Here is a 13,906-nt window from a genome sequence, read left to right as displayed (position 1 = left end):
GATCGGATGGTGGTGACTACTGGAGCTTCCTCCGGTCGCCCGCCGACAGCCGCGCGGCATCGCGATGAAGCAGCATGACCTGCTCGGCGTCCGATATCCGATCGTGAAACGGCTGCAGCGCAGCGTCTTCATCGAGTGCGAGAGCACCCGACAGATCGGGTGAAAGCACCGTCAGCTTCTGCTTGCTGCCCGCCAGTTCCTCCTCGCCGAGCGTCAGCCAGCTGTTGGCCCCGCAATAGCCGGCGAAGTCCTTGCTGGCGAGAACGCTGTGCGGATATTTCTTAGTCAGGGTCTGGAGACGCTGGACCTCGTTTACAGCCGAGCCGAAGACGGAGAATGTGAGTCGGTCGGTAAGCCCGACATTGCCGAACATCACATTGCCGACATGCAGGCCGATACCAAATTTTATGTCGCCCAGTCCTTGCTCTTTTCTGCGCAGATTGAGCTCCATCATGCGCATGCTGGCCTTGTGCGCAGCCGCAAGAGCAGCCTGGCAGGCGATCTCTGACTGCGCCCGGTGCCTTTCGCAGGGGTAGACGGCAATGAATCCATCCCCCAGGAAACTCATGATCTGCCCGCCTTTGCGATTGAAAGGTGCTGCGATGGCATCGAAAAACTGGTTCAGCGTATCGATATAGACTTCGCGGCCGGAGGTTTCGGCGAGCCTTGTCGACCCGCGCATATCGCCCATCACCAGCGCGGCCCGGATTGTGTCGCCCTCGCCGCGCTTGATCTGGCCGTCCAGCACGCGCCTGCCGGCGTCACCGCCGAGATACGTGGTCATCATGTTGTCGGCGAGCTTGGTGAGCACCGCCATCTTGCTTGCTATAGCGAGATGGTTCTGGATCCGCAGCAGCGCCGAAATCATGCTGTCGCTGAAGCCTGAAGCACTGTCGGTGGACCAGGACCCCAACATGCCCTGACTTGTATCGCCATTGAAGGGATGGACGAAAGCCATGTAATCGGTGACGCCCATAAGCCTGAGCTCATCGAAAACAGGAAACTCCGACCGCACCGACGGGTCGAGCCGGCGCCGCAGATGGTCGAGCTTGTTGCTGAGCAGATGGTAGTATGGGCTGGTCAGGAATCTGTCGGAATGGACGCCGTTCTCACTCCGGAAGCCTTCCACTTCCAGGCCTTGGCCGCGAATCCAGGTGAAACCGAGCGCGTCATAAAGCGGATGCAGCATCGAAAAGCTCAAATGCACCCGCTTCAGCGGCAGGCCGGCAGCAGCCAGCCGTTCACAAAAACCCTTGACCAATGTTTCCAGGTCGTCGCCCGCCAGCGCCGATTGGGTCAGCCAATCGGCAACCTTATCCATGAGAATGTTGGAAATTTCTGCTTGCGCTGTGCTCATGCTATCTCGAAACCCGTCGAAGACGAGCCATCTCCTTTGATCCGCAAAATTCTCGAAGTCAATGAAGCCGGCTTCGGGGGCAGAAGCCGGCGAAGAATATCCCGAATGACTGTCCTTGCAGGAAGCAAGCAGACGTCGACCGCACAAATCACCTGCAACACTATGTGGCGAGGCTGCCGGCGAAGTGCAATCCCGATCCTGACATCGCGCAAATAATTGGTCGGCTCAGGCACCGTTGGGCTCGCCGGGTCCCAAGAACCATGGCCGCGGCGCATTGCGGAAAATCGATTCCCCAAGCCGTCATCAGACCGGCGCCTTCGCCTTCAGGCTTGCGGCAGCCATTGCATAGCCGCCGGCGGCGCCATCGATGAAGTGAACATGATCGCGCTGCAGCGGCGAGATGACGAGGCATGTCATCAAGGCCGACTTCTGGCGGTGCAGGCCATAGTTGCAGATGCCGGCCTCTTCCGCTTGTTTCAGCCGGTTCTCGATCCGCTGCAACACATCCGCGTCGACGTCGATGGTCATCTTCAAGCCGTCGTCGAACTTGCGGAAATCCGAATTGCTGGCCACCTCGCGTTTGTAGACCTTCGGGTCGAAACCGCCGATCGTCCAGCCCAATTTGTCGGTGACGGCCGTAAGCGTCATCAGGAAGATCACCCACAGCTTGGCCAGCCACCGCCGCCCCGGCGGCGCCGTGGCCCGTGCCTCGACATCGAGACCGGCGGGCAAGAGACTATAGGCCGGACCGTCCACCGGCACCGGGTGGCCATCGCGCTCCTGCCTGCCGGCAAGGGCGATGATGTCGGAAGCCAGAAACTGGAAACCACGCAAGTCGCGCGATGCCCCGGGCACGGCTATGATCGAGACAATTTCGCCATGCCGGGCTTCGATCGGGTTCCAGCGGCAGGAGAGGCCGGTCAGATCCGGCCGCGCGCCGGCCGGGGCGGGGTCGACGCGGTAGCGCCCGGCTTTCATTTCGGCTTCCGCCCAACTGCCGCCGCCGCCGGCGAACATGGCATAGAAGGCTGCTTCGGAGGCCTGGAACCTCGCCACGCGAACGTCGAGGCCTTGCGCTCTTATGTCCTTTATCGGCACGATTGCGGCACGCAAGGTCAGGTCCAGTTCGTCCGCCACCCATCTCTGGACAGAAGCCAGCGCGATACGGGCGATCTCCAGCGCCGAGCCGGGAAACGCCACGAGCGCGCCGTCGCCGCCGAAGACGAAGGGAAGATCTTGCCGGCCCAGCGCGTTGAGAAGCGCCGAAATGACGCTGGCGCCGGCCATATTGACGGTTTTGTAGCGCCCGGCCTCGATCGCCTTGGTCGAGCCGACGATGTCGGCGGTGGCCAGCGCCCAGCCATCGGGGAGAGGCCGATAGTTGTCGATATCGGCAACGCTTTCGAACTTTGCGAAGACCGGCAAAGAAGCGACGAACGGGTCGGACGCGACAGCTGTTTCCATAAGCATCAGATAGCACATTCCAGCGCTTGAAGGTGAAGTCGATCATGCCTCGAAATTGACTTGGGCAGGCTTTGCGATGATAGGATCGCGCGATGCGAATTGCCTTCTACGCCCCGCTGAAGTCGCCCAATCATCCCGTTGTCTCCGGCGACCGCCAGATGGCACGGATGCTGGTCCAGGCGCTGCGGCATGGCGGGCATAGCGTCGAACTGGCATCGGAGTTGCGCTTCTATCTACGCCAGCCGGAACCGAAAAGTTTCGATGCGCTCATGATCGAGGCCCGGGACGAAGCCGCGCGACTGACAAGGCTTTGGGACCGTGACGGCAAGCCCGATCTCTGGTTCTCCTATCATCCCTACTACAAGGCGCCCGACCTGATCGGGCCCGAGCTGGCGTTGGCCTTTGCCGTCCCCTATGTGACGGCTGAAGCCTCCTATTCCGAACGGCGCAACGCCGGTTCGTGGGCCGATAGCCAGGCATTGGTGGCGCGAGCCATCGAACAGGCGGCGCTGAACATCTGCTTCACGCAAAGGGATCGCCAGGGGCTGGCGGATGCTGTTCCCCACGCCGCTCTCGGTATGCTTTCACCCTTCATCGACACATCGGCATTCCACGAAATGCCGCTACTGGATTATCCCACGCGCCTCGTGACCGTCGCCATGATGCGCCCGGGCGACAAGGTCTTGAGCTATCGCATGCTGGCGCAGGCGCTCGGTTTGATCGGCCATCTCCCCTGGACGCTATCGGTCGTCGGGGACGGACCTGCCCGTGACGAGGTAAAGGCGCAATTCGCCGGCTTGCCCGCCGACCGTATCGAATGGCTTGGCGCGATTGAGCCGGTCGCCGTGCCGGCTGTCCTCTATAGCGGGGGAATCTACGTCTGGCCGGGTTACGGCGAGGCCTATGGCATTGCCTATCTTGAAGCACAGGCCGCCGGCCTTCCGGTGGTGGCTCAGGACATTGCCGGCGTGCCGGAGGTCGTGCGGCATGGCCAGACCGGGCTTCTCACCCCGCCAGGCGATGTGGCGGCGTTCGCTTCCGCAATTGCAAGGCTTCTGGCCAACAATGATGAAAGAACCATCATGGCTGCAGAGGCCAGACGTTTCGTTCTCGAAGAACGCTCTCTCGGTGCTGCAAAGGCCCGTCTGGCGGAACTTCTCAAGATGATCCCGTTGTCATGACATCCGACCCGACTTGGCAGCCCCTGGTGGACGAGCTGGCGCACCGGCAACGGGCGGGCCGCAAGGCAGAGTTCTGGCTGCGCGACGATGACGCCGTGGATCCGACGCCGGCGCTCGATCGGTTGCTCGACCTCACCGGTGACTTCGCGGTGCCGGTCACTCTGGCCGTCATTCCGGCCCGGACCGACGGGACGCTTGTCCTCCGGCTTGACGCGGCGCCGCATGCCACGGTCGCCATTCATGGCTGGGCGCACCGAAATCATGCGCCCGAGGGTCAAAAAAAGCAGGAGCTTGGCGCGCATCGGCCACGCGAGGTGGTGCTGGATGAGCTGGCCGGCGGGCTGTCGCGTGTAAGCGGCCTGCACGGCGCACGTGCGGTTCCGATGCTGGTGCCGCCCTGGAACCGGATCGACGCCGGCCTGGTACCCGACCTCCGATCGATAGGATTTGCGGCATTGTCGGTGTTCGGGCCGCCAAGGCCGGCTTCCCTGGCGGTCATCAACAGCAATGTCGACATCATGGATTGGCATGGCACGCGCGGCTGCCGCGATCATGGTCTGTTGGTTCAGGCCATCGTCGCGCAATTGCAGCGTGCATTCGGCGGCGGCGAACCGGTCGGCCTGCTCACCCACCATCTCGTCCATGATGAATCGGCCTGGCTTTTCCTCGAACGGCTGTTCACGATCACCGCGCGGGCAGAAGGCTGCGCATGGCTTCCGATCAGCACACTGACAGAACGCAGCGCCGGAAAATAGCTCAGCGCTTTTTGTGCAAGACTGGAAATGTGAGCGTCTGGCCATCCCGCGCCGCAAAAGCGCCGGCAAATCTGTCTTTGGCCAGTTTCTCCATCTCGTCCAGCTCATCGTCGGTGCGTGCCGGATCGTGGTGAAACAGCGCAAGCCCGCGCGCGCCGGCCGCCTCGCAGAGCTTGACGCCCTGTTGCCATGTCGAGTGCCCGTTGCCGCGGTAGCGCTCCATTTCCTCCTCGGTGTAGGTGCAATCGTAAATGACGAGGTCGGCATCTCTGATCAGGCCGAGCACCGCCGGATCGAGTTTGCCCGGCTCGTGCTCGGTGTCTGTGATGACCGCCACGACGCGGCCCCCCCATTCGACCCGGTAGCCGATGCAGCCGCCCGGATGGGTAAGACTACCGGTCCGCACAACAACTCCTTCGCGCGGCCGAAGCACGTCTCCGGATGCGAAATCGCGGCAGTCGAGGCTCGCCTTGCAGACACCGAGTGTCACCGGAAACCATGGCGGCCGAATGAATTCATCGACCATCTGCCGCGTCGTCATGCGTCCAGCCAGATGCCCGGACCAAAGCGTAACTTTGATGCCTCGTTCATAAATAGGCTTGAAAGCCGGCAGCCCGATGACGTGGTCGTAGTGGCAATGGGTGAAAAACAGGTCGAAATCGGTGACGCCCGCCGCCCGAAGCGTCCTGCCGGCAGGCCGCAAGCCGGAGCCCGCGTCGAACAGAAGCGTATGCTTGCCGCATTGCATCTCGATGCAGATCGTGTTGCCGCCATAGCGAGCAAATTCTGGCCCCGACACCGCAATGCTGCCGCGCACGCCCCAAAACCTGACAAGGAAGAAATCGTCGTCCATGCACCCTTTCGCCCATCGTAGCCACCCAACTGCTGCCAGAGTCGTTCCAGGAAAGGTGTGACACGGTTCCGGAAACTGCATCAAAACAAAGAAACAGAGCGGCTCGCCGTTTCAGTGCAACTGTGAATCGCTCTCGGCCGTTCGTGCGTCGATCAGGTCCGCGGTCGTACTGCTTAGCCGATCGGCAAGAACCCGCAATATCTCGATGGTCATTTCGGGAAACTCCTTCATAAGCCTCAGGAAATGGTCCTTGCGGATTCTCAAGGCCTCCAGCTCACTTGCCGCTTTGACGGTGGCAGTACGGGAGCTGTTGCACAATATGGCAATCTCGCCAACGATCGAATTTGGCAGCAATTCGGCAACTTTGATCGGCCCATTGTCGGAATCGACCAGAATATCCGCGCTGCCCGAAAGGATGACATAGGCGGCGTCTGCCTCGTCGCCCTGCCGGAAAAGAATCTGGCCGGCACTGTAGTTCACGCGATCGGACGTGAACGCGAGCAGCTTGAGCTTTGTCGGCTCGATGCCAGAGAACAAGGGAACGCGTTGCAGCATTCCAACTTCATCCTTGAGCAGCATTGTCGCAAACCTTCCTGAATTCGCGTTTGCCAGACTATGACACAAGTTCCTTGAAGATACCGTTTCCCGCCAAGAGTGTCTCGTGTGTTCCGTCTTCCACCAATTGGCCTGAGTCAAAGACCACAACCCGATCGAACATCGCCGCCATTGCCGGATTCGTCACCACCCACACAATTGCCGGCGAATGGCCGTCGCGTCTGGCTTCGTCGAGCACATTCCGCAACACCTTGTCCTGCACGCGCTGGTCGAGCGCCGACAGCGGCCGATTGAGAATGAGGAAATCGGGACGCTTGAGCAAGGCGCGGGCAACATCGAGCTTCTGTCGCTGTCCGCCGGTCAGCCGCCTGCCGGCGGCGCCGACGTTGAAGTCCAGGCCGACATCCAGAAGCTCGGCATAAAGCCCCAGTTCGTCAAGAATATCATAGACGATGGAGCGAATGCGGTCCGGCGCGTCGGGATGGTTGTTGCCGACACGCCCGAACAGGACGTTGTCCATGACGGTGGCCGCGGCGATGTATTTGGCAGGGTCAAACCGTTCGACAGCTTTCTCCAGCTCGGCCGGCAGGTTTTCATAGAACTGGTTGCGTGCAGCGATGATCTTGCTCATCAGCTCGTCGGTCAACAGGCCGAAGCGATGCCGGGGCTCGATATAGGCAAAGCTTAAGGTGACCATCATGGCGCGGTCGTTCTCCGAAACCGCATCGTAGGGGCGATTCTTGAGCCGTTGCAGCAAGGTTTCGTAGGCGGGTATCTCCTCGGCGCTCATGAAGGCGAGCTGCTGGAAGAACTGGTGTTCGGGCGGCAGGTCGGCAAACAGCTCGATCGCCTGTTCGGCGATCTCCATGCCCATTTCGTAGAGCGTGCGGTCGAGGCCGGCTTGCTTCAGCACGGAAGCAAAATAGGGATTGGACGCCAGTGCCTTGTGAGCCAGTTCGGGGCCGGCCGCGGCGCCGAAGAGCAGGTTCTGGCCGATCGTCGCTTCCTTGTTGTAGGCGCCCGGTTCAAAAGGAACCACCAGCGCGCTCAGGCCTTCTTCCTCCAACCGGGTTCGCAGCGCCGCACGCAATTCGACGATCCGCTCGGCAAGCTTCGTGTGGCGCTTGAGGTCGGCCGAAGAGCGCAAGCCAAGATCCAGAATGTCGCGCGACAGAAGAACCGCGTCGAGCACCCGGCGCACGGCTTCGAAGAGGTCGTGCGGGCCGGTGGCGCCGGCGGAGGCATAGTTGATCCAGTCGCTGCGGATATCGAGATCCGGATTGCCCGACCGGCGCGCCTCGTCGATATTCCAACGGTGCTGGTCCGCCGCTGCGCCGTCATATGTCACCGATGTCAGCGGCGCATGCTTCAACCCGTAGAGCAAATTGTCGCGCAGGCTTGCCTGGAACAGGAAAACATCCGACGAAGCGTAGGACATGCGCCGGCCGGTCACGGCTTCGGGGAGATCAAGCAAGTCATCGGAGCCCGAAACGATCCTTCCGCTGTCCGGCCAGGTCAGCCGCGCAAAGGCTTCCGCAAGCGCCTCCGCTCCCCCTGTTGCGGTGCTGACCAGAGCCACCGTCTCACCCGGCTTGACCTCGAGCGAGATGCGATTGAGGAGCATTGCGCCGCCATCGTCTGCTATCGACAGGCTGACCGCCGACAGCGGCTTGGTCATCGGATCGGGATCGTCGACCGTCAGTGCTCCGATTTCCGGCGCGATGATATTCTCGACGGTGAACTGTTCGACGACCTGCTGATATTTGACCTGGACATCCTGCCGGTCCTGATCCCAGTCGATCAGTTCCTTCATCGGTCCGGGCAAGTCCTTGTAAGCGCCGATCACGGCCACGAGCTGGCCGACATCCAACCTCCCCTGGATGACCAGATAGCCACCGATCATGTAAAACAGAAAGGGCGTGAGCTGCGCGAGAAAATTGTTGAGGAACTTTACCATGAATTTCCATTGGTAAAGATCGAAGCGGATTTTGAAGATGAGCCCGAGCCGGGCTGCTATGTCGGCGCGCTCGTAGTTCGACGTATCGTGGACGTGAACCGCGCCGATGCCGTCGACGATTTCGCCAACCCGGCCTGAAAGCGCGCGCGCCGTCAACTGCCGCTGGCGCCCGAGCACGAGCAGCCGCCGCCGCATTCGCGGGATAAGCACGATCTGGATCGCCACGATCACGACCGCTATCATTCCGAGCCAGACGTTCTGGACCATGATGAACAGCATGGCCGTCAGCGCCTGGCCGCCGAGCAGCACCGGCTGCAGGAAGGCATCGCCAATGAAGCCGCCCAGCGGCTCCACCTCGTCCTTCACCATGGTCGCCACTTCGGCGGATTTCACCCGCTTGAAGTAAACCGGCGGAAACCGCAGCACACGATCGACCAGATCGAAACGAATACGCCGCAGCATGCGTTCGCCGAGCCGGCCCTTGTAAGTGTTGATGTAGAGCTTGAACAAGCCGTTGATGACGACCAGCAAGAGGAACACAAGGCTGAGCGCAAGCAGGGTCGAGGTGCGGTCCAGTTGAAAACCGGAGAAGAACTGGACCTCGCCGATGAACGGCAGGTTATAGTGCAACCGCATGAATGGCAGGGTCGCGCCCGGTTGCTCGAACCCCTTGCCCTGGATCGGGCCGTTGACGATCAGCTTCGGCAGGTCGAACGACATGAAATACGGGACCATCGAAAGCACGACGATCATCAATATCCAGAGCTGCTGCTTCCTGGTGTGCGTCCAGATATAGCGGGCTAGGCTGGTTTCCATATGCGATTGTCAGTTTGAAGGATGCGGAATGTAAAGGCACCTGCTGGCAAATGGTGTATCGGCCATGTCTTCGCCGCCAACGACGAGCTCAAAGCGGCAGCTGCGCGCCAAGCGGATGGGCGCCGATGGTCCGGACAAATTCAATCGGCCTCCTCCGGGCAATGGCGAAACGGCTTGCGGCACAGTCGCGTCCGCAAGTCGAACAGGCAAGAGGCAAGATTGCGTTGTGTCGCCCGAAATCCCAACATAGAAGACGAATATGATGGATGTCACGCAACCACGCAATGCCGGCATGGGTGGGCATGAGCAAGCCCTGGACCTCACGCGGGGAATTGCCGCCTACGTCGACCACCCTCTCGTGGCCGGGCTGGCGCGCGTCATCGCCAAGCATCCGCAGGCCGATATCGCCAATGCCTTCAACCACAAGCAGGTCGCCTGCAAGATGTGGGCGCTCGACAGGCTGTTCGAAAGCGACGGCGGCCGGTTCGAACGCATATGGGTTCTGGGTGGATGGTACGGCGTATTGCCGGCGATGCTTTTCAACGACGCCCGCTTCGACATCGGGGCGATCGACAGCATCGACATCGATCCCGAAGTCGGCGCGGTCGCCCGGACACTCAACCGGCAAGCCGGCGAGCGGTTTCAAGCACTGACGGCAGATATGTACGCACTCGACTATGGCGCCGGCCGACCCGACCTGGTGGTCAATACGAGCTGCGAACACATAGCCGATCTCAGCGCCTGGCTTGCCCTGCTTCCGCGGGGTACGAACGTGCTGCTGCAGTCGAACGACTATTTCAGCGAGCCGACGCACATCAACTGCGTGGCGTCACTTGCAGCCTTCGAAGCAATGGCGGCGCTGCGGCAGATCAGGTTCTCCGGCGAATTGCCGACAAAAAATTATACACGCTTCATGCTGATTGGAACTGTTTGAAGCGCTCGCGCAGGATTTGCGCCGAGCGCCGCGCCCCTTCCAGATCGAGACGATGCGAGGCTGGCGGCGGTCCGGCAAGCGCCTGCTCGATCGCATGCGCCAGACCTTCAGGCGTCAGGTCCTGTTCCGTCAGCACCGTTGCAAGACCGAGCTCTTCGAGCATCAGAGCGCGACGCGTCTGCTCGGTTTCCCCGCCGGCTGCAAATGGAACGAGCAGCGAGCGACACCCCGCGCGCATGACATCGCAGACCGTGTTGTAACCCGCCTGCGAGACCGACAGGCGGGCGCCGGTCAGCAGGCTGGCGAAATCCTCGCGGAACCGGAAGATGGACAGGCGTGGGGAGGCATCGCGTGAAATCGCGTCAAACTCGTCCTTCGGCAGGTTTGGGCCGGTGATCAAACACCATGTCCAGGCGTTGTCGGCATTTCGCGCCGCCGCGACGGTGGATCTGACAAGGCTCTTTCCGGCCGCCCCGCCGCCAACCGACACCAGAACGTCGAAGCGCTCTGAGGCCGCTTGCGCCGGCGGCGCAGCAACGAGCCCGGTGTAGGCGACCTCGGCCCTGATCGCCCCAGCCAGCGGAAATGTCTTGTCGATGGTTGCGAAAGCCGGATCGCCATGGACCATGACAAGATCGAAATACCTGTTGACGAGATCGACCGTTTCTTCGTTTCGGCTCGGCTTCACGCGCTCCTGAAGGATGTCGCGGACGGACGCCGCCAGCAGCGGTCTGGGCGATGTCGCTTCGATGGCCTCGATCAGTGGCAAGAGTTCGAAACGCATCTGCCGGCGTCCAAAGGGAAACGCCTCGATAATGACGATGTCGGGCCTGTAATCCCGGAAAGCCTGCAGCAGCATCTCTGAGCGCCGCCTCTTGAAATCATCGTCGATGGCTTTGCCCTGCAGGTCCACAAGTCCGGAAAATCCTTCGTCACCGGAGGTGACAGGCGGCAGGGTCACGGATTTTACACCCGATCCCGGAAATCCCGCGATCGGCGCTCCGCCGGTCACGACGGTGACGTCGAACCCGTCATCGACCAGAGCCGCCGCAATGCGGCTGGCGCGCGCGAGATGGCCGATGCCGAGCAGGTGCTGAACATAGAAGAAAGCGCGCAGCCGCTTCATTCGGCGGCCCGCCACTCCCGCTCGAACAGTTCCTTGAGCTGTCCAATGCCTGCCACATGATCGAAATTGCTTCGCACGCGCCGCTCCGCGGCGTCGCCGAGGCGGACGCGCAGGACGGGATCGCGGATCAGGCGCTCCAGCGCCTGTGCCAGGGCAGTCGGGTTTTCCGAGGGAATCAGCAGCCCGGTTTCATCCGACGATAAAAGCTCCGGCACGCCGGAAATATCGGTCGACACGCAGGCAAGCCGCTGGCTGGCCGCCTCCACCAGAACATTCGGCAGGCCGTCCCGGTCGCCATCCGCGGTGATCCTGCAGGCCAAAGCGAAGATGTCGGCGCTGCGGTAGTGCTCAAGCACCTCCTCCTGCGCCAGCGCGCCTTTCCAGGAGACGCGCCCCTCCAGTCCGAGCCTTTGCGCCAGCGCCTTCAGCCGTTTCAGTTCCTCGCCGCCACCGATATGCTCGAAACACCACGCCAGATCGCCAGGCAAGAGGGCAAGAGCCTCCAGCAACGTATCATAGCCCTTCTTTTCAACGGCGCGTCCGACACTCAAGATCATGACCGGTTCGGCCGGCGCCGAGCCGTCACGCTGTTTTCGCGCCTCGCCGAAACTGCCGAAGCGGTCAAGGTCGAGCCCATGGTAGCTCAGATGCACGGACGAACTGCCGTTGGCGAGTTTTTTCAGATGGTCGAAGCCGGTTTTCGTGCACGTGACCGTCCAGCGCGCCGAGGAAAGCTTGCCGGCCAGATCCCAGTCCGCCGACGTCCAGATGTCCTTGGCATGGGCTGAGCAGCTCCAGGGCAAGCCACGAAGCTGGCTGGCATAGCGCGTCACCGATGCCGGCGTGTGCGCGAAATGGGCATGCAGCCATCCGGCATCTTGCGGCCATTCGGCCGCCAGCACCAGCGCTTGCCCGAAGCGCCGCGCGCGATTGCGGGTAAAGTCGCGGCGGATATCGGCAGCGAGCGATCTGAGCGCGCGCCAGAAGCCAGGCCGCGGCAGACAGGCAAACAGCGATCGAACCACGCGCAGCGGCTCTCTGTGCAGATATTCCGGCAGATAATGGACGGGGGCCTTGATCTCGTCATGCACGGGATGACGTTTTGCGTCGGTCGGCCGCCTGAGCGCGAAAAGTATCAGGTCGAACCCCGCACGCTCCAGACCGAGCAGCTCCTGCGCGATGAAGGTTTCCGACAGCCGCGGGTAGCCCTTCAGAACCACGACGATCTTGCGGTGTTGCAACTCAGTTCATGCCTTCAATGACCGAAAGGTGATGGCCGGCCCGCCGGTCGAGCAGTTCCGCGACGATTTCGGAAATATGAGGCAGCCCTTCCAGCGTCAGATGCGCATTGCTCTGCGATGGGCGCGGCCGGCCCGGCAAAACCTGCAGCGCATCGGCAAACCGCTGGGCATCCTCAGCCTCCTCGGGCAAAAGCATCTCGATGAGGCCGAGTTCGGCTGCGCGCCGTGCCCGGATCAGCTGTTCCTCGCGCGGCGTGACGCGCGGCACGATCAGCGCCGGCTTGTCGAAAGACAGTATCTCGCAATAGGTGTTGTAACCGCCCATCGCCACCACCGCCTTGGCGCCGGCAATCAGCTCTTCCATCCGGTTGTCGAATTCGATGATCTTGACATAGGGGATCTTGGCCCCCTTCCGGACCAGCTTGTTGCGCTTGCGCGCCGGCATGTAGGGCCCAAGCACGATCAGCGCCCGGTGCTGCAATCGCGGATCCTGCTGATAGGCCTCGATGACGTTGTGGATCAGGTCGGCGCCGTCACCGCCGCCACCGGTGGTAACCAGGATATAGTCGCCCTCGGGCCGGTGGCCGGGCAACTGGTTCTGCTGCAGGCTCCGTTGCAGGAAACCGACGAACTTCATCTTTGCCCTGACCGCCGGCGGCACCTCCAGGCCGGTCAGCGGATCGTAGAAATCCGGCGGGCCATAGACCCAGACCTTGTCGTAGAACAGGCCGATCTTGCGCATCACATCCCTGCGTGCCCACTCCGCTTCGAGCAAATGCGGCGCGTCCATCACCTCGCGCAGGCCAAGCACGAGCGTGGTGCCCCGCGTCTTGAGGTAGGACAGCGTATCCTCAATCTCTCCGCGCAGCCCCAGCGGTTCCTTGTCGACGATGAAGATATCCGGCCGGAAGCTCTCGGCCGTGTGGCGGATAATCGACTGCCGCATCCTTAGCGTCTCGTGCAGATCGATGTCCTTTTCCAGCGAGGTGTATTCGCCGTTTCGCAGCTTGATGACGCTGGGGATCTTCACGAAGTCGACGCGGGCGCGGTAGTCGAAGGCGCCGGCGATGGTGGCGCCCGAAATGATTAGCACCTGAAGTCCGCGGAAATCCCCGACCAGCGAATGCGCGATCGTTCGGCAACGCTGCAAATGGCCGAGCCCGAACGTGTCGTGGCTGTACATGAGAATTCGTGCGTCTTTTGCGTGCTGTGTCATTGTGAACGTCTTTTAGAATTCTCGCCGGACCGTGGGCAACCCCGCAGGCTTCGAAACCATTCTCGCGGGTCTATCGACCTGTTTTGAAACATGGGGGCGAGAGGTACGCAACGGCATTCTTCACCAGGTCACGAATGCCAGGGGCGCTGATTGTGGCGCCATGCCTTGTCTTCGCCGACGATAGACGGCCCGAGCACAAATCTCTGTCATGAGGCTTGACCCCGTGGAATTAAATGCCCTGCGGCCTGAGGCAGGCAAAGCGCACATTGCGAAAAATCAAGGGCGACCAAGGCGAAACGAGGCTGCCGCACATTGTGAGGAGAACCCGCACCTTGGGAAAATGCTTCATAATCCATCGAAACACAACGGCCGCCAGAGGCCGCACGTTGCGGCCTTTTATCCTGCCATCAGCCTTGGCCTGTGGCAAGCGTCCGGTCCTTGCACCGTTGAA

Annotated in this window: 11 protein-coding genes; 3 read left to right on the top strand and 8 right to left on the bottom strand. The window is 61.6% G+C overall.

The window, feature by feature from the left end:
- Positions 1 to 16: 16 nt before the first annotated feature.
- The gene (locus tag NKJ75_RS22115; RefSeq protein WP_023672139.1) at positions 17 to 1,357 is read right to left on the bottom strand and encodes an adenylate/guanylate cyclase domain-containing protein; all 1,341 of its coding nucleotides are present in this window, start codon (positions 1,355 to 1,357) and stop codon (positions 17 to 19) included.
- A gap of 303 nt (positions 1,358 to 1,660) precedes the next feature.
- Entirely contained in the window at positions 1,661 to 2,839 is a 1,179-nt protein-coding gene (locus NKJ75_RS22110) for a DUF3095 domain-containing protein (protein WP_502903908.1), read from the bottom strand.
- Between the two features lie 74 nt (positions 2,840 to 2,913).
- On the opposite strand from NKJ75_RS22110, the gene NKJ75_RS22105 reads away from it, so the two are divergent.
- Entirely contained in the window at positions 2,914 to 4,002 is a 1,089-nt protein-coding gene (locus NKJ75_RS22105) for a glycosyltransferase family 4 protein (protein ID WP_352500199.1), read from the top strand.
- A complete protein-coding gene (locus tag NKJ75_RS22100; RefSeq protein ID WP_023816113.1) occupies positions 3,999 to 4,757 on the top strand; it encodes a polysaccharide deacetylase family protein in 759 nt (252 codons plus the stop codon). Before NKJ75_RS22105 ends, NKJ75_RS22100 begins: the two co-directional genes overlap by 4 nt.
- A 1-nt stretch (position 4,758) precedes the next feature.
- Here NKJ75_RS22100 and NKJ75_RS22095 read toward each other — a convergent pair whose 3' ends face one another.
- The 3 genes from NKJ75_RS22095 to NKJ75_RS22085 all read right to left on the bottom strand — a co-directional run bounded on the left by NKJ75_RS22095 (position 4,759) and on the right by NKJ75_RS22085 (position 8,938).
- Positions 4,759 to 5,610: an MBL fold metallo-hydrolase gene (locus NKJ75_RS22095; RefSeq protein ID WP_352500198.1), complete on the bottom strand. Its 852-nt coding sequence runs from the start codon at positions 5,608 to 5,610 to the stop codon at positions 4,759 to 4,761.
- Between the two features lie 111 nt (positions 5,611 to 5,721).
- On the bottom strand, positions 5,722 to 6,189 hold the full coding sequence (locus NKJ75_RS22090) for a cyclic nucleotide-binding domain-containing protein (protein ID WP_023672144.1): 468 nt from the start codon (positions 6,187 to 6,189) through the stop codon (positions 5,722 to 5,724).
- 34 nt (positions 6,190 to 6,223) lie between these two features.
- On the bottom strand, positions 6,224 to 8,938 hold the full coding sequence (locus NKJ75_RS22085; protein ID WP_023706793.1) for an ABC transporter transmembrane domain-containing protein: 2,715 nt from the start codon (positions 8,936 to 8,938) through the stop codon (positions 6,224 to 6,226).
- Positions 8,939 to 9,200: 262 nt separating this feature from the next.
- Here NKJ75_RS22085 and NKJ75_RS22080 point away from each other — a divergent pair, with 262 nt between their 5' ends.
- Entirely contained in the window at positions 9,201 to 9,872 is a 672-nt protein-coding gene (locus NKJ75_RS22080) for a class I SAM-dependent methyltransferase (RefSeq protein WP_081725482.1), read from the top strand.
- Here NKJ75_RS22080 and NKJ75_RS22075 read toward each other — a convergent pair.
- Genes NKJ75_RS22075 through NKJ75_RS22065 form a run of 3 tightly spaced genes read right to left on the bottom strand, consistent with a single transcriptional unit; the run spans position 9,850 to position 13,455 of the window.
- Complete coding sequence (locus tag NKJ75_RS22075) at positions 9,850 to 10,998, bottom strand: glycosyltransferase family protein (protein WP_352500197.1); 1,149 nt, start codon at positions 10,996 to 10,998, stop codon at positions 9,850 to 9,852. The genes NKJ75_RS22080 and NKJ75_RS22075 overlap by 23 nt on opposite strands.
- Positions 10,995 to 12,239 carry a glycosyltransferase gene (locus NKJ75_RS22070; protein ID WP_023692899.1) on the bottom strand — a complete coding sequence of 415 codons (1,245 nt, stop codon included), beginning with the start codon at positions 12,237 to 12,239 and terminating at the stop codon, positions 10,995 to 10,997. The genes NKJ75_RS22075 and NKJ75_RS22070 overlap by 4 nt, the downstream gene beginning before the upstream one ends.
- A gap of 1 nt (position 12,240) precedes the next feature.
- Positions 12,241 to 13,455 (bottom strand): glycosyltransferase family protein, encoded by a 1,215-nt coding sequence (locus NKJ75_RS22065; protein ID WP_023672150.1) that lies wholly within the window; start codon positions 13,453 to 13,455, stop codon positions 12,241 to 12,243.
- Positions 13,456 to 13,906 lie beyond the last annotated feature (451 nt).

The sequence above is a fragment of the Mesorhizobium sp. M0058 genome (genome assembly GCF_040323095.1).
GTDB lineage: Bacteria > Pseudomonadota > Alphaproteobacteria > Rhizobiales > Rhizobiaceae > Mesorhizobium.
Note: the sequence above shows the minus strand (reverse complement) of the source record. Positions and strands in the feature narration are given on the sequence as shown.

Coding starts and splice junctions, on each gene's coding strand:
- NKJ75_RS22080 (WP_081725482.1), top strand. CDS start 9,201: ATGGATGTCACGCAACCACGCAATGCCGGCATGGGTGGGCATGAGCAA.
- NKJ75_RS22100 (WP_023816113.1), top strand. CDS start 3,999: ATGACATCCGACCCGACTTGGCAGCCCCTGGTGGACGAGCTGGCGCAC.
- NKJ75_RS22115 (WP_023672139.1), bottom strand. CDS start 1,357: ATGAGCACAGCGCAAGCAGAAATTTCCAACATTCTCATGGATAAGGTT.
- NKJ75_RS22075 (WP_352500197.1), bottom strand. CDS start 10,998: ATGAAGCGGCTGCGCGCTTTCTTCTATGTTCAGCACCTGCTCGGCATC.
- NKJ75_RS22065 (WP_023672150.1), bottom strand. CDS start 13,455: ATGACACAGCACGCAAAAGACGCACGAATTCTCATGTACAGCCACGAC.
- NKJ75_RS22095 (WP_352500198.1), bottom strand. CDS start 5,610: ATGGACGACGATTTCTTCCTTGTCAGGTTTTGGGGCGTGCGCGGCAGC.
- NKJ75_RS22110 (WP_502903908.1), bottom strand. CDS start 2,839: ATGTGCTATCTGATGCTTATGGAAACAGCTGTCGCGTCCGACCCGTTC.
- NKJ75_RS22085 (WP_023706793.1), bottom strand. CDS start 8,938: ATGGAAACCAGCCTAGCCCGCTATATCTGGACGCACACCAGGAAGCAG.
- NKJ75_RS22090 (WP_023672144.1), bottom strand. CDS start 6,189: ATGCTGCTCAAGGATGAAGTTGGAATGCTGCAACGCGTTCCCTTGTTC.
- NKJ75_RS22105 (WP_352500199.1), top strand. CDS start 2,914: ATGCGAATTGCCTTCTACGCCCCGCTGAAGTCGCCCAATCATCCCGTT.